The 20,720-nt window shown below is 37.7% G+C and carries 25 protein-coding genes; 18 read left to right on the forward strand and 7 right to left on the reverse strand.

Going from position 1 to position 20,720, the window contains the following annotated elements; genetic code table 11:
* The 12 genes from BQ3481_RS11675 to BQ3481_RS00150 all read left to right on the forward strand — a co-directional run.
* On the forward strand, positions 1-1,939 hold a 1,939-nt coding region (locus BQ3481_RS11675; RefSeq protein ID WP_197706546.1), incomplete at its 5' end, for an HYR domain-containing protein.
* 61 nt (positions 1,940-2,000) lie between these two features.
* Positions 2,001-3,278, forward strand: a complete 1,278-nt coding sequence (gene hemL, locus BQ3481_RS00100) for a glutamate-1-semialdehyde 2,1-aminomutase (RefSeq protein WP_157926396.1) — start codon at positions 2,001-2,003, stop codon at positions 3,276-3,278.
* A complete protein-coding gene (hemC, locus tag BQ3481_RS00105; RefSeq protein WP_157926397.1) occupies positions 3,275-4,210 on the forward strand; it encodes a hydroxymethylbilane synthase in 936 nt (311 codons plus the stop codon). Before hemL ends, hemC begins: the two co-directional genes overlap by 4 nt.
* Entirely contained in the window at positions 4,207-4,947 is a 741-nt protein-coding gene (cobA, locus tag BQ3481_RS00110; RefSeq protein WP_157926398.1) for a uroporphyrinogen-III C-methyltransferase, read from the forward strand. Before hemC ends, cobA begins: the two co-directional genes overlap by 4 nt.
* Positions 4,947-5,744 (forward strand): uroporphyrinogen-III synthase, encoded by a 798-nt coding sequence (locus BQ3481_RS00115; protein WP_157926399.1) that lies wholly within the window; start codon positions 4,947-4,949, stop codon positions 5,742-5,744. The genes cobA and BQ3481_RS00115 overlap by 1 nt, the downstream gene beginning before the upstream one ends.
* Positions 5,745-5,798: 54 nt before the next feature.
* Positions 5,799-6,962 (forward strand): glycosyltransferase, encoded by a 1,164-nt coding sequence (locus BQ3481_RS00120; protein WP_157926400.1) that lies wholly within the window; start codon positions 5,799-5,801, stop codon positions 6,960-6,962.
* A 156-nt stretch (positions 6,963-7,118) separates the two neighbouring features.
* Positions 7,119-8,519 carry a Fe-S cluster assembly protein SufB gene (gene sufB, locus BQ3481_RS00125; protein ID WP_157926401.1) on the forward strand — a complete coding sequence of 467 codons (1,401 nt, stop codon included), beginning with the start codon at positions 7,119-7,121 and terminating at the stop codon, positions 8,517-8,519.
* A gap of 30 nt (positions 8,520-8,549) precedes the next feature.
* Positions 8,550-9,950, forward strand: a complete 1,401-nt coding sequence (locus tag BQ3481_RS00130; protein ID WP_157926402.1) for a SufB/SufD family protein — start codon at positions 8,550-8,552, stop codon at positions 9,948-9,950.
* A gap of 5 nt (positions 9,951-9,955) precedes the next feature.
* Positions 9,956-10,267, forward strand: coding sequence for a Rieske (2Fe-2S) protein (locus BQ3481_RS00135; RefSeq protein ID WP_157926403.1), 312 nt, complete (start codon positions 9,956-9,958; stop codon positions 10,265-10,267).
* A gap of 1 nt (position 10,268) precedes the next feature.
* Positions 10,269-11,513, forward strand: a complete 1,245-nt coding sequence (locus tag BQ3481_RS00140) for an aminotransferase class V-fold PLP-dependent enzyme (protein ID WP_304441946.1) — start codon at positions 10,269-10,271, stop codon at positions 11,511-11,513.
* Complete coding sequence (gene sufU / locus BQ3481_RS00145; protein ID WP_157926404.1) at positions 11,510-11,950, forward strand: Fe-S cluster assembly sulfur transfer protein SufU; 441 nt, start codon at positions 11,510-11,512, stop codon at positions 11,948-11,950. Before BQ3481_RS00140 ends, sufU begins: the two co-directional genes overlap by 4 nt.
* A 1-nt stretch (position 11,951) precedes the next feature.
* A complete protein-coding gene (locus tag BQ3481_RS00150; RefSeq protein ID WP_157926405.1) occupies positions 11,952-12,290 on the forward strand; it encodes an HECT domain-containing protein in 339 nt (112 codons plus the stop codon).
* A gap of 35 nt (positions 12,291-12,325) precedes the next feature.
* Here BQ3481_RS00150 and BQ3481_RS00155 read toward each other — a convergent pair whose 3' ends face one another.
* Entirely contained in the window at positions 12,326-12,520 is a 195-nt protein-coding gene (locus BQ3481_RS00155) for a YwbE family protein (RefSeq protein WP_157928402.1), read from the reverse strand.
* Between the two features lie 16 nt (positions 12,521-12,536).
* On the reverse strand, positions 12,537-13,745 hold the full coding sequence (locus BQ3481_RS00160) for a phosphoglycerate kinase (RefSeq protein WP_157926406.1): 1,209 nt from the start codon (positions 13,743-13,745) through the stop codon (positions 12,537-12,539).
* 309 nt (positions 13,746-14,054) lie between these two features.
* Here BQ3481_RS00160 and BQ3481_RS00165 point away from each other — a divergent pair, with 309 nt between their 5' ends.
* A complete protein-coding gene (locus BQ3481_RS00165; RefSeq protein ID WP_197706547.1) occupies positions 14,055-14,666 on the forward strand; it encodes a phosphatase PAP2 family protein in 612 nt (203 codons plus the stop codon).
* Here the strand turns inward: BQ3481_RS00165 and BQ3481_RS00170 are convergent.
* Positions 14,655-14,966, reverse strand: a complete 312-nt coding sequence (locus BQ3481_RS00170; protein ID WP_157926408.1) for a hypothetical protein — start codon at positions 14,964-14,966, stop codon at positions 14,655-14,657. The two genes, BQ3481_RS00165 and BQ3481_RS00170, sit on opposite strands and share 12 nt — an antisense overlap.
* A 157-nt stretch (positions 14,967-15,123) precedes the next feature.
* Between BQ3481_RS00170 and BQ3481_RS00175 the strand changes: the two genes are divergently transcribed.
* The 3 genes from BQ3481_RS00175 to BQ3481_RS00185 are packed head-to-tail and all read left to right on the forward strand — an operon-like array spanning position 15,124 to position 17,466.
* Positions 15,124-16,029, forward strand: coding sequence for a coiled-coil domain-containing protein (locus tag BQ3481_RS00175; protein WP_157926409.1), 906 nt, complete (start codon positions 15,124-15,126; stop codon positions 16,027-16,029).
* A 46-nt stretch (positions 16,030-16,075) separates the two neighbouring features.
* Complete coding sequence (locus BQ3481_RS00180; RefSeq protein ID WP_157926410.1) at positions 16,076-16,852, forward strand: proteasome assembly chaperone family protein; 777 nt, start codon at positions 16,076-16,078, stop codon at positions 16,850-16,852.
* 2 nt (positions 16,853-16,854) lie between these two features.
* Entirely contained in the window at positions 16,855-17,466 is a 612-nt protein-coding gene (locus BQ3481_RS00185; RefSeq protein ID WP_157926411.1) for a hypothetical protein, read from the forward strand.
* On the opposite strand, the gene BQ3481_RS00190 is transcribed toward BQ3481_RS00185, so the two are convergent.
* From BQ3481_RS00190 to BQ3481_RS00200, 3 genes are all read right to left on the reverse strand, one after another.
* Positions 17,463-17,762 carry a single stranded DNA-binding domain-containing protein gene (locus tag BQ3481_RS00190; RefSeq protein ID WP_157926412.1) on the reverse strand — a complete coding sequence of 100 codons (300 nt, stop codon included), beginning with the start codon at positions 17,760-17,762 and terminating at the stop codon, positions 17,463-17,465. The two genes, BQ3481_RS00185 and BQ3481_RS00190, sit on opposite strands and share 4 nt — an antisense overlap.
* Positions 17,763-17,871: 109 nt before the next feature.
* Positions 17,872-18,492, reverse strand: coding sequence for an AbiV family abortive infection protein (locus BQ3481_RS00195; RefSeq protein ID WP_157926413.1), 621 nt, complete (start codon positions 18,490-18,492; stop codon positions 17,872-17,874).
* A gap of 40 nt (positions 18,493-18,532) precedes the next feature.
* On the reverse strand, positions 18,533-19,744 hold the full coding sequence (locus BQ3481_RS00200) for a DDE-type integrase/transposase/recombinase (RefSeq protein ID WP_157926414.1): 1,212 nt from the start codon (positions 19,742-19,744) through the stop codon (positions 18,533-18,535).
* 66 nt (positions 19,745-19,810) lie between these two features.
* Between BQ3481_RS00200 and BQ3481_RS00205 the strand changes: the two genes are divergently transcribed.
* Complete coding sequence (locus tag BQ3481_RS00205) at positions 19,811-19,945, forward strand: ribbon-helix-helix protein, CopG family (protein ID WP_157926415.1); 135 nt, start codon at positions 19,811-19,813, stop codon at positions 19,943-19,945.
* 7 nt (positions 19,946-19,952) lie between these two features.
* Here the strand turns inward: BQ3481_RS00205 and BQ3481_RS00210 are convergent, their stop codons facing one another.
* On the reverse strand, positions 19,953-20,357 hold the full coding sequence (locus tag BQ3481_RS00210) for a hypothetical protein (protein WP_157926416.1): 405 nt from the start codon (positions 20,355-20,357) through the stop codon (positions 19,953-19,955).
* A 68-nt stretch (positions 20,358-20,425) separates the two neighbouring features.
* Between BQ3481_RS00210 and BQ3481_RS00215 the strand changes: the two genes are divergently transcribed.
* Positions 20,426-20,713 carry a hypothetical protein gene (locus tag BQ3481_RS00215; protein WP_162287718.1) on the forward strand — a complete coding sequence of 96 codons (288 nt, stop codon included), beginning with the start codon at positions 20,426-20,428 and terminating at the stop codon, positions 20,711-20,713.
* The last annotated feature ends 7 nt before the right edge of the window (positions 20,714-20,720 follow it).

Here is a 20,720-nt window from a genome sequence, read left to right on the forward strand (position 1 = left end):
TTCTCAAGTCAATATGGTAGCAAAATCAATTTCTGATAATTCTATATCAATAGGAAATGCTACTGCAACTGATAACATCAAGTTGGTCTCACTCACAAACAACGCATCAAAGACATTCCCGCTTGGCAAGACTACCATATTGTGGGTGGCAACTGATGAGGCAGGCAACAAGGCAAATGCCACACAGATAGTTGATGTGGAAAATACCACACCGCCAAAACTAACCGTTCCAGCAGGTATCACCTTTGAGGCAACTTCTCTTAACAATAATACCATACCAATAGGAAATGCTACTGCAACTGACATAGAACCGGTAACGATAACAAACAATGCTCCAAAGACATTCCCGCTTGGCAAGACTAGCGTATTATGGATTGCAACAGACGCATCTGGCAACAAGGCAAATGCCACACAGATAGTTGATGTAGTTCATACAACTCCGCCAAAACTAACCATTCCAGCCAATGTTACATTTGAAGCGACATCTATTGATAACAATACTGTATCCCTAATGCCACCAAATGTATCTAACATAGAACCGGTAACAATAACAAACAATGCTCCAAAAACATTCCCGCTTGGCAAGACTAGCGTATTATGGATTGCAACAGACGCATCTGGCAACAAGGCAAATGCCACACAGATAGTTGATGTAGTTCATACAACTCCGCCAAAACTAACCATTCCAGCCAATGTTACATTTGAAGCGACATCTATTGATAACAATACTGTATCACTAATGCCACCAAATGTATCTAACATAGAACCGGTAACAATAACAAACAATGCTCCAAAAACATTCCCGCTTGGCAAGACTAGCGTATTGTGGATTGCAACAGACGCATCTGGCAACAAGGCAAATGTTACACAGATAGTTGATGTGGAAAATACCACGCCGCCAAAACTAACCGTTCCAGCAGGTATCACATTTGAAGCGACATCACTAAAAGACAACCTAGTTCCAATAGGGAATGCTACTGCAACTGACATCCAACAAGTCACAATAACAAACAACGCATCAAAGACATTCCCGCTTGGCAAGACCAGTATTCTATGGATTGCAACAGACGCATCTGGCAACAAGGCAAATGCCACACAGACAGTTGATGTAGTTGATACTACAGCACCAAAGATAACTGCACCGCATAACATCATAGTAAATGCTACAAGCTCTACAGGAACTCGTGTTGATATTGGAAACTTGACAGCTAGCGATAATGTACAATTAGTCACAATTTCAAATAATGCTCCAATATTATTCCCATTCGGGAATACTACTGTAACGTGGACTGCAAAAGATGAAGCGGGGAATGTGGCCAATGCTACTCAGATAATTCAAGTTGTTGATAGATCACCACCACAATTGACAATTCCTGTAGATGTAGTAACTGATGCAACGGCATTTGAAACACCTCTTGTGATAGGAAATGCTAATGGTACAGGAATAATCGACGCCTCACCGAAAATAACAAGTAACTCTACTGGACTATTTCACATTGGTAAAACAATAGTACAATGGACTGCAACTGACAAGTTTGGCAATGAAAAGACACTCGATCAAACTGTTACAGTGCTTGCATGTGGAAAACCATCTTCTGACTATAACTTGGTTATGGGAACAAATAGCAGTGACACACTAACAGGCTCGATGGTGCCAAATCTGATAATTGGACTAGGGGGCAATGATGTAATTCATGAGGGTTCATCTGGTGACTGTGTAATTGCTGGAGATGGTAACAATATCATATATGCAGGAAATGGCACCAATACAATTTACGCAGGTAATGGTGATAACGTCATAAGAGGAGGAAATGGAAATATGCAGGTGTTTGCAGGCACTGGAAGCAACATAATCCAAGGTGGAAGTGGACAGAACACTTGCAGCCTTGGCAGCCCAGCAAAAGATCTAGTTACAAACTGCCAGGTAAAACTCCGCTAAATTTTTAGCAAAACACTATTTTTCATATAGATTATAATTACAACTGTCCATTTTCTATATGATGACAAGTTCCAAGAACCTGTTTTCCCGTGCCAAAAAAATCATACCGTCTGGCATAAACAGTCCCGTAAGATACTATGATCCGTATCCATTCTTTGTAAAAAAAGCCAAAGGTAGTACATTGTGGGATGTAGATGGGAGACATTATCTTGATTACTGTAACGCATATGGCGCATTGCTTCTTGGACACGGGCGCAAAGAAATAATTTCTGATGTAAAAAGGCAGCTAGGAAAGGGAACCCTTTACTGTGCCCCTACTGAAATTGAGGTAGATCTTTCTGAATTAATATCTGGAAATTTTCCATCTATGGAAAAAGTACGGCTAGTTAATACTGGCAGTGAAGCAACCATGACATCTATTAGGTTGGCAAGGGGATTCACAAAAAAGAAAAAAATAGTAAAATTTGAAGGATGTTATCATGGTGCACATGATTATGTTTTGGTCAAAGCCGGTTCTGGTGCTGCACATATTGGCATGTCTGTCTCTGAGGGAAGCTTGGACGAAGTCTCAAAAAATACTCTTGTCGTTCAGTATAACAACTCTCAACAATTACAATCGTTATTGGAAAAAGAAGATGATATAGCTGCAGTAATTGTAGAACCTGTTCTTGCAAACATGGGACTAGTATTGCCTGCAAAGAATTTTCTAAATGACTTAAGAAAAATAACCTCAGAAAAAAACATTGTATTAATTTTTGATGAGGTAGTAACAGGATTTAGAATGTCCTCTGGCGGCGCTCAAAAATATTTTTCAATACAGCCAGATATTACAACTCTTGGTAAGGCTCTAGGAAATGGTTTTCCTATTGCTGCAGTGGGGGGGAAAAGTGAGATCATGGACATGCTGTCTCCAGAAGGAAAAGTATATCAGGCAAGTACATATGCAGGAAATCCCATATCTGTCTCTGCTGGAATAGCATCTGTCAAGACCATGAATAAACTCCAGTCCAAATTATATCCAAAACTTGAAAAGAATTGCACCAAGCTAGTTTCTGCAATACATGATTTAGCATCAGACCTGAAAATTCCCCACCAAATTAATTCTATTTCGTCTATGTTTCAGATCTTTTTTACAGATGAGCCAGTTGTGGATTACTCATCTGCAAAAAAAGCAGACATGGTGAAATTCAAAAAGTTATTTGAAATATTACTCAAAAATGAAATATTTATTGCACCATCCCAATTTGAAACAGTTTTTCTGTCATATGCACATTCTAAGGATGATGTGAAAAAAACAATTTCTGGTTACGAGAAAGCACTAAAAGCGGTGAAATCATGAAATATGTGATTGGAACTAGAGGTAGTCAGCTCTCACTTACTCAAACAAACTGGGTGGTATCAGAAATTAAAAAAAAATCTCCCCAGACAGAATTTGAAATAATTACAATAAAGACACAGGGGGATACTGATGCACGGCCTCTTTTCACAATAAACCAAAAAGGAATATTTGAAAAAGAGATTGATAGGGCAGTGGCAGAAAGAAAGGTTGACTTTGCAGTGCACAGCCTAAAAGATGTTCCCGTGGAATTACCAGAAGATCTGGTACTAGCATGTGTTCCAAAAAGAGAAGAAGCAAATGATGTCTTTATAGCAAATGATGGAAGTATGTTAAACACAATAAAAAAGGGGGCACTCATTGGCACAAGTAGCTTGAGAAGGGCGGTACAAATTACAAGAATTAGACCAGATGTTGTAGTGAAACCAATTAGAGGCAATATTGAAACAAGAATACGAAAAGTCCATGATGGGGAATTTGACGGTGTAGTCTTGGCCCAAGCAGGAATCACAAGATTGGGGCTTGGTGTAAAATTTCAGAGATTGTCAATGGACACATTTCCACCATCTCCAGGACAGGGAGCGCTTGGCATAGTATCACGAAAAGATAATGTTTCATTGATCGAGTTGCTCAAAAAAATTGAAGATCCAGAGACTCGGAATGCAATAGAGGCAGAAAGATCGCTTTCAATGTTTGTTGATTCTGGGTGCCGATTTCCGGTTGGAGCATTCGCTCACAGAGACAATGATCGTCTAAAATTAAAAGTAATAGTATATTCAATAGATGGGAAAAAATCTATAATGGTGGAAAAAGACTCGGAAACAAGCAAGGCAAATGATCTTGGTAAACAAGTTGCGACAGAGCTCCGTGAAAAGGGAATTTCAGACATTGCAAAGGACTGGAGAGAAAAAGTAGAGGAATGGAATAACAAATGACTGGCAAAGTTTTCATTGTTGGTGCTGGTCCTGGAGACCCAAAACTTATCACACTAAAGGCAGTTGAATCTATCAAGTCTGCAGATATAGTCCTCTATGACAGATTGGTGAGTAAAAAAATAGTTGGCATGATCCCAAAAAGGGCTGAAAAGATGTATGTTGGAAGAGATGTTGGTGATGATTACAAACACCAGAATACAACAAATGATATGATGGTAAAATTTGCGAAAAAAAATAAAAATGTTGTACGACTAAAGGGGGGAGATCCTTTTATTTTTGGAAGAGGTGGGGAAGAAGCAGAGTTTCTACGAAAACATAAAGTCAAATATGAAATAATTCCTGGTATAACATCTGGCATTGGTTCTGCAGCATATTCTGGAATTCCTCTAACACACAGAAAATATGCATCATCTGTAGTATTTGTAACAGGTCATGAGGACGCAAAGAAAACTGAAGGCGTAGTTGACTGGAAAAAACTTGCAAACGCAGTAGATACCATAGTAATCATGATGGGCCTATCAAGACTTGATATCATATCAAAAAAATTGATCAGCGGAGGGTTGAGCAAGAATACACCGGTGGCAGTGATTCAAAACGGAACCACTGATGAACACAAGATGATAAAAGGTACACTCTTGAACATATCTAGAAAGGTCAACGAAGCAAAAGTCAAACCTCCGACCATCGTTGTAGTCGGCAAGGTGGTAAATCTCTCTGGTAAAATAGGGTGGAGATGATGATGCAGGGAAAAATCATTGCTATTACCAGATCCAAAGAAGACTCGGAGGAGTTTACTAGATTGATATCTAATGCAAAAGCAAAAGCAATCTCATTGCCAACGATAGAACTTGTAAGCAAAGGGGAGGGAATGGTGGACGAATTTTTAGATGCAGTAAAGACAGATGATCCGGATTATTCTGTTTTTATGAGCTCAAAGGCAGTAAAACTTTTGTTTGATACTGCAAAAAAAATCTCCAAATATGAAAAACTCCAGCTTGCTGTAGCAAATACGACCGTAATTGCAGTGGGTCCAAAAACAAAAACTGCACTTGAATCTGAAGGCATTAGGGTATCACATGTACCAGAAAGGTTCTCGTCAGTTGGGGTAGGAGAGGTTTTCACATTTCTTAATGCTGATGGAAAAAAAGTAATTGTTCCGCGAAGTGGGGCATCAACACCATTTCTTGCACAGCTTTTAAAAAAAATAGGCCTCAAAGTAAAAGAGGTCTATCTATACGATGTCAAATCTTCTAGCTCATTGTCCTATTGGAATGAATTCAAAGAACTTTTTTCACAAAATAAGGTGGATGGAATAATATTCACAAGTGCCTCATCTGTACGAGCATTTTTTGATATCATGTTGTCTGATGTGGATGAAAAAACGCTAAAAAATAATATAGAAAAAACTACAACTATTGCTATAGGTCCCTTTACAGCAGATGAACTCAAAAAATTTGGGGTGAAACCATTCACGGCAGATGTACATACAGTACAGGGCGCAGTAGATGCCATGAAGAGTTGCTTTACTAGGTGAGCAATTTTAATAATGACCCAATAACCAGAAATGACAGAAAACAACTTGAATCAAATGTCAAAGGAAATGTTATCTAAAACCCGTTCTCTTTCCATTGTTATTCCTACATATAATGAGTCAAAAAATATAGTGAAGATGCTTGATTCACTACGTGCAACACTAACACGGGAAATGAATGCAGAAATTATTGTGGTTGATGATAATTCTCCTGACGGCACAAGTCAGACTGTTGAAGAATATGCAAAAAATTCTGAAAACACTGGATATACTATTCAAATAATACGCCGTGAGAACAAGCGAGGCCTGAGCTCTGCCATTGTAACGGGAATAGAAAGCGCAAAAGGTGATGCTGTGGTTGTAATGGATAGTGATTTGTCTCATCCTCCGCAGACCATACCTCAAATGGTTGAAGAACTACAAAATTCTGATTGTGATATTGTCGTGGCATCACGATATGTGAATGGCGGGGGCGTTTCCGGGTGGCCATTTAAAAGAAAATTAATCAGTAAGGGTGCGACCAAAATTGCTCAACATGGGCTGGGAATAAAAATAAAAGATCCAATGTCTGGATTTTTTGCATTCAAGCGTCATATTGTAAATAATATAAAATTTGATGCCATTGGATACAAGATACTACTTGAAATTCTTGTAAAAGCCAAGGAAGCCAAAGTCAAAGAGATACCTTATACGTTTATCAATCGTACTACAGGCTCGAGCAAGCTTGATTTCTCAGTAGGTGTTGGTTATTTACAATCTATATGGAAGTTGTATAGATACGGCAAGTCTGTCAAGTCAAACGAGAGACGCACATCTGTTCATTTTCTCTCAAAGGCTGGAAGATTCTATACTGTTGGCGCATCTGGCTTGCTAGTAAATTATTTTGTATCTTTCATGTTTGGAGCAGTACTTTCCAATCTCTGGTATATCTATGCCACAATGATAGGCATTATCTTCTCTATGAGCTCCAACTTTATACTAAACAAGATCTGGACATTTGAAGATAGAACATTTGAACCAAAGCGAACTCTGATGCAATATGGATTATTCCTTGGATTCAGTGGAATTGGTGCAGTATTTCAACTGTTGATGGTATATGGTCTTGTTGAACTCAGACATTTGAATTATTCAATTGCCTTGTTCTTGGCAGTTGCCATTGCATCTGTAGGTAACTTCATCCTAAACAAAAAGTGGACCTTCCAAGAAAAAGTTTGGAGCTAAACCATATTCTAAATTCTTGGAATATCTTTTCTTAGTTGGGCCTAATGTTTTTTATTTAATTTTTTCATGTTTGATCCCATTTAGCTTAGCCTACTCCGCTATACGAGTGTGAAGAGGGGTGTAACTTTTTTATAACATAACGGGGTTATGTCAAGTATGACTTCTGAGAACCTCAATATGGATTATAGTAAATATGATTTTAAAGACTCTACTGAGATGTATGTTTACACTAGTAAAAAGGGTCTATCAAAGGAAGTGGTCGAAGAAATTAGCAGAATGAAGGGAGAACCACAATGGATGCTGGACTTTAGACTTCGCTCATACGAGATCTTTATGAAAAAACCCATGCCAAACTGGGGGGGTTCTTTGAGTCAGATTGATTTTAACAATATCTATTATTATGCAAAGGCTTCTGAAAAAACAGAAAAGGATTGGGATAATGTTCCATCTGAAGTAAAAGCAACATTTGATAAACTGGGAATTCCTGAAGCGGAAAAGAAATTCTTGGCTGGAGTAGGAGCACAATATGAATCAGAAGTTGTTTATCACAGTTTGAGAGAAGATCTTGCAAAAAAAGGTGTGTTATTTTTGGATACTGATACTGCTCTAAAAGAACATCCCGAAGTCTTCAAAAAATATTTTGGCAAAGTAATTCCGCCGGAGGATAACAAGTTTGCAGCACTTAACAGCGCTGTATGGAGTGGAGGATCGTTCATCTATGTTCCAAAAGGGGTCAAAGTGGATCTTCCATTACAGGCATACTTTAGAATCAACAAGGAAAACATTGGTCAGTTCGAAAGAACTCTCATAATTGCAGATGAGGGTGCAGAAGTGCATTACATAGAAGGCTGTACAGCACCAGTCTATTCTTCGGAATCATTACACTCTGCAGTTGTAGAATTAATCGCAATGAAGGGTGCAAAACTGCGATACACGACAATTCAAAATTGGAGTAATGATGTGTATAATTTGGTTACAAAGAGAGCATATGCATATGAAGGTGCCAGTGTAGAATGGATTGATGGAAATATTGGCAGTAAACTTACCATGAAATATCCTGGAATTTATCTAATGGGACCGCATGCGCATGGTGAAACGCTTTCAATTGCATTTGCCGGCAAGAATCAGCATCAGGACACTGGTGCAAAAATGGTTCATCTTGCACCACATACTACATCTAGAACAACATCCAAGTCAGTAAGCAAGAGTAATGGTAGAACAACATATCGCGGTCTCTTACATGTAGCAAAAGGTGCAACTGATGTCAAAGCATCAGTCAGATGTGATGCGTTGTTACTGGATGATATTTCAAAGACTGATACTTATCCATACATGGAAATCAACCAAGAGGATGCAACAGTGACACATGAGGCCACTGTTGGAAAAATTGGTGACGAACAAATCTTTTACCTGATGACAAGAGGATTTACTGAAGAGGAAGCACTTACACTTATTGTGAATGGATTCATAGAGCCGTTTACCAAAGAGCTTCCGATGGAATATGCAGTAGAACTTAACAGGCTGATTAAAATGGAAATGGACGGCTCAGTCGGCTAGCGTGCTGATTGTGTCAACTTGTGATGTAAAATGTCTTCTTTTGTTCTCTCTAAACTTAACTCTAGTCACATAGACGAAATTTCTGAAGCAAATAATGATCCAGCATGGCTGAAAGAATATCGCAAGAATGCATTTACCATATTCCAACAACTTCCTCCGGAGGTATCTCCTCTTTACAACAAGTACAGCGACGCAAACAAGATGGATCCAGAACAAATAATGTTCTCCCTGAGCTCTGACAGCACAATCCCAGACTTTGTCAAAGACAGGTTAGTAGAAATTGGTAATAATCCAAGCATAGTTCAAATCGGTACTAGCATCCACAAAATCAATATTCCGTCCGAACTAAAAGAGAAAGGTCTTGTGATGTGTTCTATCCAAGACGCAATCAAAAACTATGGTGACAAGATAAAAAAATCATTTGAACAAACAGATTCAAAGAGAGACAAGTACATCGCACTAAACAATGCTTTTTTCAATTCTGGAATATTCATCTATGTTCCACGAAATCTTGTTTTGGAAAAAACAATACATCTTGTGTCATCACTTTCACTTGACCAGACCTCTACTATATCACGCAATGTTATAGTGGCGGAGGATAACAGCAAGTCCTCGATTGTTCAGGAAATCTATGCGCCTCACGCAACAAAACAACAAGCATATCTTGAATTATTGGATGTCACAATTAATCCCAACAGCCAATTTGATCTGGTTACATTGCAGGCAATGGATGAGACTGCGGTCAACTTTTCTTCCAGGGTGGCAAGAATAGAACGTGATGGTAGAATGAATTGGTACCTGGGATTGTTTGGCTCACACCTCTCGAGATATAAAGTTGATAACTTTCTTAACGGTCAGGGTGCAACTGCACAAGATACCGAAGTGGTTTTTGGAAACAAGAACCAATCATATGATCTTGCCTCAAATTTGATTCACAATGCACCATCTACAATCGGCCGAGTCTTGGAAAAATCTGTTCTCAAGGACACTGCCAAATCTCTCTTTAAGGGAATGATACGAATTGAAAAAGACGCACATCACGCAGAATCCTATCTTTCAGGACACTCTATTCTGCTTGACAAGGGAGCAAAATCTGACTCTATACCAGGACTTGAAATATTTACAAACGATGTCAAGGCAACACACTCTGCGTCAGTTGCCCAAATGGATGAAGAACAAATTTTTTATCTTGCTACCAGATGCTTGAACAAATCTGATGCTCAGAAAATAATTGTTGAGGGATTTCTTGAACCCCTTTCAAGAAAGATGTCATATCAGGTCCGTGCATGGATAAGTTACCTGATAGATTCCAAATGGGCAGGACGTAATCTCACTATTAAGACTGATGAACAACTCAAGGCTATGCTTGAAGTAGAAGAAACAAGATATCGTGAGACTGACACATTTGAAAGCCATTACAAGTATCGGTGAGATCTTTGTCCAAATGGGTTAATGTTTGTAAAACAAGTCAATTAAAGAAAGGTGAGATGCTTGATTTTGATCATGGGGATAAAAAAATTTTACTTGCAAATCTTGATGGCAAAATCTATGCATCCGATAGAATTTGTACTCATGCTGATGCAGACCTCTCTACTGGAATATTGACAGAAGAAGGGGTTACCTGTCCACTTCATCTCTCTACATTTAATCTAAAGACGGGTGTGCCAGAAAACCTTCCAGCTGAGATACCGCTGAAAATCTACAATGTTAAAATAGAACAAAACGAGATCTACATTGAGGTAAACTAATTTGCAAACAAGTTTCATAAATATTGAAAACATTCGAAATGACTTTCCGATTCTGAAACGTATGGTACACAAAAACAAGCCGCTTGTATATTTTGATAATGCAGCCACTACGCAAAAACCAATTCAAGTGATTGAGGCCATTAGTAACTATTATCTGAATTATAATTCTAATATTCACAGAGCTGTTCATGAGCTTGCTGAAGAAGCTACACTTGCATATGAGGCAACAAGAGACAAGATAGCTAAATTCATCAATGTAAAAAATCGTGAAGAGATTGTTTTTGTAAGGGGAACTACCGAAGCAATCAATCTTGTTGCTTATGCATGGGGGCGACAAAACATCAACAAAGATGACATCATAGTAACCACCGAATATGAACATCACAGCAACATAGTCCCATGGCAACTTTTAGCAAAAGAGAAAGGGGCAAAACTAGAATATATTGGAGTAGATGACAACGGGGATCTAATCCTTGATCATTTAGATACATATCTCAAGACAGGGAAGGTAAAAATTGTAACATTTAGCCAAATGTCTAATGTTCTTGGTACAATCACTGACTCTGAAGAAATTGTCAAGAGGTGTAAAGCATATGGTACACGAGTGCTTATAGATGGTGCACAATCGGTTCCACATCTTAAAGTAGACCTGCAAAAACTTGACTGCGACTTTTTTGCCTTTTCGGCACACAAGATGCTTGGCCCCACTGGAGTTGGGGTTCTTTGGGCAAAAAAGGAATTGCTCCAAGAAATGGTTCCGTTCAATGGCGGAGGAGACATGATACGAGAGGTACACAAATACGAGACTACATGGAATGATCTACCATACAAGTTTGAGGCTGGCACTCCAAACATTGCAGATGTAATAGGATTTGCAGCAGCACTAGATTATCTTAATAAAATAGGCATGGACAAGGTGCGAGAACATGAAATGGAACTGACAAAATATGCACTGGACAAACTATCACAAATAAAGGGAATCATACTATATGGTCCAAAAGATGTGGCAAAAAGGGGCGGTGTGATATCATTCAATCTCGGAGATATTCATCCACATGATCTTGCCACTATAATTGATGAAGATGGAATTGCTATTCGTTCTGGTCATCACTGCGCACAAGTACTGATGGAAAGATTGGATGTATCTGCAACATCCCGCGCAAGCTTTTATATCTATAATACAAAAGAAGAAGTAGATGTTTTTATCAGGTCACTTAACAGGGCAAAGGAGTTGTTCAAGCTATGAGCAGTGCTGATATTTACAGAGAAATTATTCTTGATTATTATCGGAATCCAAGGAACTATGGAAAAATACAGGATCCTGACATTGCACAAAGAGACAGCAATCCTCTCTGCGGTGACGAGCTTGAGATGCATCTTAACATAAAGGATGATAAAGTTGCAGACGTAAAATTTACAGGGAAAGGCTGTGCCATAAGCCAAGCAAGTGCGTCCATGTTGACAGAACTCATACTGGGCAAGGATTTTGAATATGTAAAAAAACTCACAAAAGAGGACATACTTGATAACCTTGGTCTTCATGATCTTGGACCTGCCAGAATCAAATGTGCCTTGTTATCATTGAAGGTTTTAAAATCTGGTCTGTATTCTTATCTTGTTGACAAGCTACATGATACTGCATCTGCAGACAAGATAAAAGAAGAATCTTCAGGTCTTTACTAAATTGTCCATCTCAAATATTGCATTACCACTTCAGATTAGAAAAATAATCTTTGAAAAATTTAATGATACAAATGTTAGATTCACAAATGACGAAATCCTCGAACTGCTAAAAAATAACGGCCTTGACAGCTCTGTTACAATTGATGATGTTGAGCAATATTTTAACCAGTTGCGTGATGCTGGATTGATAAGGCAGATTGCCCAGAACTTTACCACTAATTGGTACAAACTCTTTGATGTTGTAGAAAAAATCAAATGTAATTCATGCAACCAGGAAATTTATCTGGGGAAACTAGAACCGCGAGTATGTACAAATTCTGAATGCAAGGCAGCCATTTAGGTAATCATATTCTAGATTAAATTCCAGTATCTGGATCATGCTATTTTCTGTACTCTGCCTATCTTGCCGCTTTGTAACTCTACTTTAATTCCATGAGGGTGAGAGCTGCTCGAAGTAAGGATTCTTTTTACTATGCCATCGGTTAGTTTGCCTGTATGTTGATCCTGTTTTTGCACTATTGATACTGATATTCCTATCCTAATTTTATCTCTTGTAGGTATGTTTTCCAACATAAGTCTCATGTACTCATTTAGAACGATATCTTGTGGCAGCTTCTTCTAATGCTTGAATCATTGGTAGCTTTACACCTGTGAGGTATAGTACCAATGCACCTCCTGCGGTGCTTATGTGGTTTATCTTTTCGGCAAGACCGTATCTTTTTAATGCTGCAGTAAGATGTCCGCCGCTTACAATTGTAGTGGCAAATGAATTTGCTACTCCCCTGAGGAGTGACTCTGTTCCAAATTTGAAATTCTCATTTTCAAAAAATCCTGCCGGTCCACTCATGAATACAGTTCCTGCACTCTGGATAGATTTTAGGTAATAGTCGACTGATTTTGGTCCCAAATCAAATATCTGCTCACCTTTTGAAATTTCACGTACATCCATTTCTTCTCTTTTTCCATTTCTCTCAACTGCAATGTCTACTGGAACTGAAAATACATCTGGGTATTCACCAATTAGAGCATGTGCCTTTGAGACTACCTCTTCCTCTCTCTTTATTCCCAAAGGGAACTTTATCCTTCCCTGAGCTCTCAAAAAGACATTTGCAATAACTCCTGTAAGAAGAACTTGGTCTGCTCTGCCGTTCTGAATTAGCTCCTTTATTGCCTCAAGCCTGTCAACCACCTTCGAGCCTCCAAGCACAACCACATGTGGTCCCTTGGCAACAGTCATTATTTCATCTAGCTTTCTGACCTCTCGTTCTACCAACTTTCCCGCACATGATGGAAGAACATGTGCAAAACCAATTATTGATGGATGTGATCTGTGGGAGCTTGGAAAAGAATCCAGTACACAAATATCAAATAATTTTGAAAGTCTTTGTACCATTATTGTTTTTGATGCGTCAGAAGATGAGAATTCATAATTTTCTTCTGCACATAATCGCAAGTTATCAAGTAATATGATATCGCCATCTTTCATATTTTTGATTTCTCTTTGTGCTTCTGAACCAATTACATCTTCAATGTATTTTATCTTGCGGCCCAATATCTGCTCTAACACCTTTGCATGTTTTTCCATTCCTGTGTAGTCTTTGTTGCCGACTCTTCCTTGGTGCGAACCGATCACTACTTTGGCACCCTCTAGGTCTTTGAGAGACTCGGTTGATTCCCGAATCCTGCTTGTCTCAATTATCTCCATTGTGACAGGATCTATGGGGCAGTTCATGTCTACTCTGAGAAATACAGTCTTACCCTTTGTGTCAAAGTCGTTAATTGTTAAGATTCTCAATATTGTTCCTATCTTTGGATGTGGTTAAAATCTTTTAGATGGTTATTTTTTGTTTTGCTAAATCTTTTGGACGATCATTTTTACAATTGGGTTTTTCTTGAATTCATTCCAGATTACCAGTCCATGTTATGGTGTAATTGACATCTTTGTACTTGGATAGGGACAATTCTGGTGAAACAAAAATGAAAAAGATGAGCAATCTGATTTTAATATGGTGATATCAAGCAATGGTTAGATGTCGCATCTAGGAGGGAAATCTCGCTGCAGAACGTGATCTTTGACATACGAAGCAGGACATTTTTCTTACTATTGCTGGCTTTTCTGATTCTGCTTTATCTATCTGTTGCAAAAATAGTGATTGTACAAGATACAGGATTTGAAACAACGCTTTCAAAACTTGTGGGAAATCCTGTAGTAGATCTTACGATGGATGTATTTACAGAACTTGGGTGGGTGCTGTATCCAATATTTATCAGTATTATACTGTTTATTATAAAAAGAACAAGACGTCTTGGACTTGTACTTCTTCTCTCGTTATTGATAGGTACTATGGTTGCAGCCTATATGCGATGCTATACAGGATATGAAAAGCCCGCACTTGATTTCATCGGTGCACATCTGGCAATCAAATCTGGTGCAGATGTGAGTGTACCATGTACTATTGATGGCACTTTTCCTGCAGGCGATACCGTGAGAACCACCATATTTGCATTTATCATAGGATATGCATTATCCAAAAGATTTCCGCGGGGATGTTATCTTTTATGGGTGTATCCTACAGTAGTCTCAATAAGCAGATTGTATCTATTACAAGAATATCCATCAACTGTAGTTGCTGGGGTGATATTTGGCATATTGATTGCGAATATAATCTCCAAAAAATTAAAGATAGAACTTATCTTTGACAAGTCAAAATCCTAGCTCTTCCATAACCTTGGAGCTTATCAGAACCATTGCATAGTGATCTGTGTCGTAACTGTATATCCAATATCTTACATCGCGTTCTTGTTTTGCTTTTCTCAATCCAAAATTAAGCTCATTCATAATTGTAAAACCAATTTTTTTTGCAGACTTTTGCTCTTTTGTCATGATGATCCTAAATGCGCCCTTTTGCGCTGAAAAACCGAGTCTTATCATTTGTTCAGCCAAATCGGGAGCCTTTCGCTCTTCATCGATCTGAAATGAATGAGCAATTGGTAGTTGTGACGGGTGAAAATCCATGACTTGTGTATGCACTTGCTAAATAAAATCTACTTGGTCATACTTGAAACATCTCAAAATTTTGCTAAAAAGCTCAAAAATATGTTGAAAATTTTCACTCATATGTCAAATACTGATCATAACAAAAACTTAATCGATTACAAAGGCTCATTATCACATGGCATCGCTTGAGGCTTTATCAAAATCATACGGTATGAAAAAGGCGGCAGTATCAAAATTGCGAAAACAGGTTGAAAATAAACTAAAAGAGGCTGTTTCTAAAAAGCGAAGAGCATCATCAGGTCTTGTTGCCTTGGAGAAACAAAAGGAAAATTTGACAAGGGCCAAAGTCCATGTATCTCAGATTCTAAACCAACATCTTTCTCAAAAGGCAAGCATTGAGAGGCTCAAAATTGCGGCAGAAGAGAGATTGCTGCATGAACAGGATGCAAAAGACCAGGTAACCCAACAAAGTGAGTATGGGTCCTCTGAAGACAAGAACTCTGTAATTGAAAGGCTCAAGTATATTGATGAAAAAATAGCTGAATTACATTCCGAATTAAAAGAAAGAGAATCTGGTTATTCTAGACTGGAAAAAGCGATAGAGTCAGGTGAAAAAGAACAATCCAAGCTCGAAGGCCAGCTAAAAAAACAAGGTCACACCAAACCTATCTTGATTGAACAGCTAAAGGCTTCCACAAAAGCAGAATCTATCTTGAGACCAAAGTTTGAGTCTCTTTTGAAACTTGAAGCCCAGGCAAGTAATGCCTTGGTAACGGTGCAAAAGAAATTGGCAGAGATTGCAGCACAGAGAAGAAAGAAGATGGCAACACTTGCAGCCATGAAAAGAAAAAGAATGGCAGCACTTGCAGCTCGGAGGAGAAAGAACAATGCAAGAAAATTGGCCCTGAAAAAAACCAGAAAAGCAAAGACAAGAAAGGCAAAAAGAAAACACGCTAAATCTGCAAAACACAAGACCCGTTCGGAAAAAGTATCAAGAAAAAAGGTAATGAAAACCGTTAAAAGAACAGCGACTAGTACCAACAAAAAAGCGGCGATAAAGAAGAAACTCAGACGCAAATAGTAACCGCGCGCACCATTAATATTGAATTAATTTTTCCGTAACGATGTTGTCACTACCACAACATATTGTTGTAGAATTTACCGAAATACCCACTCTTAAAAATCCATCACTTATTTGTGGATTTCCAGGAAGTGGATATGTTGGTAAGCTTGCGATTGATCACATGATCGAAGAATTAAAAGCAATCCCATTTGCAAACATACTGTCATCATCATTTCCTCCGCAGGTGTTAATTCAGCCTGATGGAACAACCGATCTTATGAAAAATACTTTTTACTTTTACAAGGGAAGTTCAAATGATCTTGTTCTATTAAGTGGAGATGCACAACCTGTAACTCCTGAAAGCGAGTATGAGATGGCTGAAGAAATTATAAAAATCTGTGATAAACTTGGGATAAAAACTATCTACACGCTTGCTGCATACATCACAGGAGTTTTTTCTAAATCTCCCAAAGTTTATGGTACTAGCACCATCCCACAAATTGTCAATGACTTTCAAAACTATGGCATATCAACTATGAATGGCGGAAGCATAACTGGAATGAATGGTCTTATTCTTGGTGTGGGAAAAAGAAAAGAAATCACTGGAATTTGTTTACTTGGAGAAACATCCGGATATGTTGTAGATGCCAAGGCGTCAAAAATTGTGCTTGAAATGCTGTTAAGGATGTTGAATCTTAAACTTGATTTGACCGGTATTGCAAAAAAAGCACAGGATACAGAACAACTGGTGAAAACAATTGAGGAACAAATGGGGCAAAGAACCGGAGGGAATTCACTATCAATGCCACAACATGACAAAAAACTAGGGTACATAAGCTAGACATGAAAAAACGTGGACCAATAATTGCAATTGCAGGGGCTGTAATGATTGTAATGGCTGCATCCATTGCATATTCTGTAATGCCTAAAACATCCCTTGGTAGTGGGGGAGGAAATTTTTTCCCTTCGCCAGAAAGCCTGTTTGATAGTGTCTCTGATAAAGTAAGTATTGATGCAGGAAATGTATACACTTTTTCACATACTGTAAATGCTGCTCAGATACCCCTGATGTGGGGAGTTCATGTTGTGGACTATAACCCGAATGATTCTGTGGCAATATCTATAACAAATATCTTCGGAGACAAGTTTGGTTCATTTGTAGACAATGATCCTATTTTTATAAAATCATTCAATGTGCCAAAAGCAGATACCTATAGCTTTAACATTGAGAACAAGGGCAAGGAACCAATTACCGTAGTGATGTTATTTACAGAAAATCCTGAGCAGTCCAAAGCATTGACTGATCCCAACTCGCCGTTTGTAAAAAACATACTGCCACTGGCAGAGGCTGGATTCTTGTTGATTATAGGAATCATTGTGATAATATCCGGTACATTACTTGGTGTACTAGATTGGAGAAAGGGAAAAAATCCATCTAGTGGTAGATATGTCTAAAATTCTAACACTACTAGTTTTCCAAACTTTCCAACATTGAGTGCATTTTCGCCTCTAAATGTAGAAATATATCCATTTTCGATTCTTACCTTTGAACCTTGTTTTACCATTTTTATCTGTGCATCCCATAGGCTAAGCTTGATCTGTCCGGTTTCATCTTTTAACATTGCATCTGCAACTTGAGCTTGTCCGCCCGTTTTGAGGTTGACAGTTCTTGGATCGCTGATGCTCTCGATGATTCCTTCAACTGGCTCTAGCTTGTTTTGTGGTCTACTCAGTTGATCTATGCTTGGCATTTGAGAAAATTGTCCATTCACAAATAATAAGTGTTTTGATGGTAACTTCTGGAAAGAGAACGGGGTTTGATTAAATGAAATTCTTGGTGTGCAATTTCGGGGTTTAGATTCATGGGAGTGCTTTTCCTGTTCCGATAAAGACTGAAACATCATTTTCGTTTTTAGGATTTGGTGGTACAACAATCAAAGAAACGATATTAAAATCGTCATTCAATCCATTTTGTTCAACTAGTTTGTAAAAAGCACGATTCGTGTGCCATTTTTGATTTGTTTCATTCCACATATAGTCTAGATCGGTTATTGATTTAGGATGATGCCATTTCGCTCCTTGCAGATCTGCGTATAGATAACTCTCTCTTTCTTTTTTGTATTTTTTCCACGAAGCGTCATTTTGTTGTATTATTTTTTCGAAATCAATATTCTCTAACATTTCTCCATCAAGTAAGTATACGCCTTTTTCATATCCAAATGTCTTATCGATGAAAATTGTTTTATTGAGAATAATCTTTGATTGATGTAATCTAAAAATAGAATTAATCTGTTCTTGCTTCAAATGTTTAAAATGAACTAAAAGACAAAAAATCGCCTTTTCTAGTTCTTCACAAGAGGTACATAGTAGAAACAATGCAACGGGCTTGTTTGTTGATTCATACAAACTATTTGCAGATTCTTTCAATTCTTCTGCATTTTCATAAGATTTTCTACTACCATCTAAAAAATTTATTTTCATACATCCTTTATGATTTAATGCTATAAAATGTTCATGTTATCTATGAATGACTTTTCGATGCTAATTTTATGAGATTTTCAATTTTATTTTCTCCCAAATCCAATTTGATCCCTGCTTGTTCTGCGGGTGTCTTTCCAATTGATCCATGCTCTCTAATGAAGTTGTAATGAATTCGATAAGCATCTATTAATTTCTGTGCAGATTCTTTGTGATCCATGCCTCTCATTACCACTTCTCTATCCCTGAAAACTCCGTTCAATCGTTCTACTTTTTGGTTTAATCCGTTATGTCTCACACTAACAGACCTGATGTTCTTGACTCTCTTGCCTTCCATAATATAGTATTCTTTCCAATATGCCTCATTGTAAGATTGATTTCCGTCATGAACTATGGCTATTGGCATCGGCGTCTTAGATTTTGCATCTTGGAATACTGCTCTTGCATCTGCAACCTCACGCCTTTGAGATACTTTTGAAGTAATCCAAAATCTAGTGGTATTGTCCATCATATTCCATAACCATTGATAATGTCCTTTTTCGTGGTGTTCTTTTCTTACATGAACCATCATTTCATCAACATGATATACACCTGACATTTCTTTTGGAACTAGAGAATCTACAAAGGGTGATACAACTTCACCAAATTTTTGAACCCAGTTTAGAATAGATCTGTGGCTAACCTCAATTCCATGAAATAGTTTGATATGTTCTGTTACTTTCCTTAGTGAAATTCCCTTGAAGTACAGATCTAATGCCACTGTAATTATCTTTGAATTTATCTTGTTGTAGGCAAAGCCCAGATTATCAGACCACTTGCGGTTACATTCCTTGCACTTGAATCTCTGAATATCTCCGGATTTGTTATGTCTGATTCCTATCTTGATTACATTTATCGATCCACATTTACAGATTAGTTCGCTATCTGCTTCAAGTTGTTTTACATCAGTGTTTGCAACGATTTTATTTCGTAACTCTTTTGAAATTAAAACTGCTTGAATGTGCTTACATTGTAGTCTTTTTTCCACATCGTCATATTTCTGGTCTTTATTGTACTTTGAAAGTCTGAAAACATAATCAGGACAAGAACAAGTCCAACCCTGTTTGTATTCATGAATTGTGTCATACCAATTATCAGATGACTGTGATTTTACCTTGTAAGTTACTGCATTGATTCTCTTGATTTGATCATTGTGACCAACTATCGTTAGTGCTTTCATTTGTCTCATGTTGCCTTGTTTTCTATTGATGACCATCTATTACCTGCTATAGCATACCGCACTAATATTTATAAGGGTTGCTATAGATGGTAATGTATGGCAATGAAAAAGATCACGGTAGCAATTACTGAAGAACTTGAGAGAGAACTTGAGAAGGAACGAAAAGATAGACGATTTGAATCAGTACCAGAAGTTGTTAGAGTAATTCTTAGTGATTATTTTAGAAAAAACTCCTAGAATAACACTATACAATTATGGGTAGAAATCCAACTAACACAGAAAGCGATATTCCAACTTTTTCATTTCTACTAAATCTTCCTCCAAGTTGACCTCTTATAGGAACTAGATATGTCCAAATTCCAAGAAAAACAAGATATGATAAAAAGTAATGCTGATAATTTGCATAGAGATTGCCAAAGAAATTATCTGTCAAGAATGGCAAACCGAATAAAACAGCAATTTCTATAGTTCGTAATAGTAAACCGTCTGTACGTGTTATGAATCGACGGTCAAATATGGTTCTAATTCCATTTCCAGTTCTTTGTACAATACGTCCATCAATAGTATAAATTAAATTAAAACTTGACAGAAATCCTAACATTAGAAATGGACTAATTGATTCTGTCGTGGTTTGCCATGCTATGTTCATGTATTAATTGTTTATGACTAGTCTATTATGATCAAATTCTAAATCAATTATCTTTGACTTTTAACATGTTGAATATTCTAATTGCCACAATCATAATTGTGATGGTAAACACTATCACAATGGAAATGTTGATCTTGTCTACAATTAACATTTTTAGCGTTACAAACATGTCTGCAACCAATATTAGAAGGAAAATAAAAATTGCATTTTTTGTTAAGATGAATGGCTTATCAGAGGTCAAAAACAACCCTAGCCAAAGTAGAAAATACTTTGGCAAGAGTTTTTGGTTTGTAAACCCCGATTTTGCACACGGACAATTTCAAGGTGTCAAACCCCGTTCTCTTTCCAGAAGTTGATGGTAAG

Origin of the sequence: Candidatus Nitrosotalea okcheonensis, from assembly GCF_900177045.1 — an archaeon.
In the GTDB taxonomy this organism is placed as follows: Archaea; Thermoproteota; Nitrososphaeria; order Nitrososphaerales; family Nitrosopumilaceae; genus Nitrosotalea; species Nitrosotalea okcheonensis.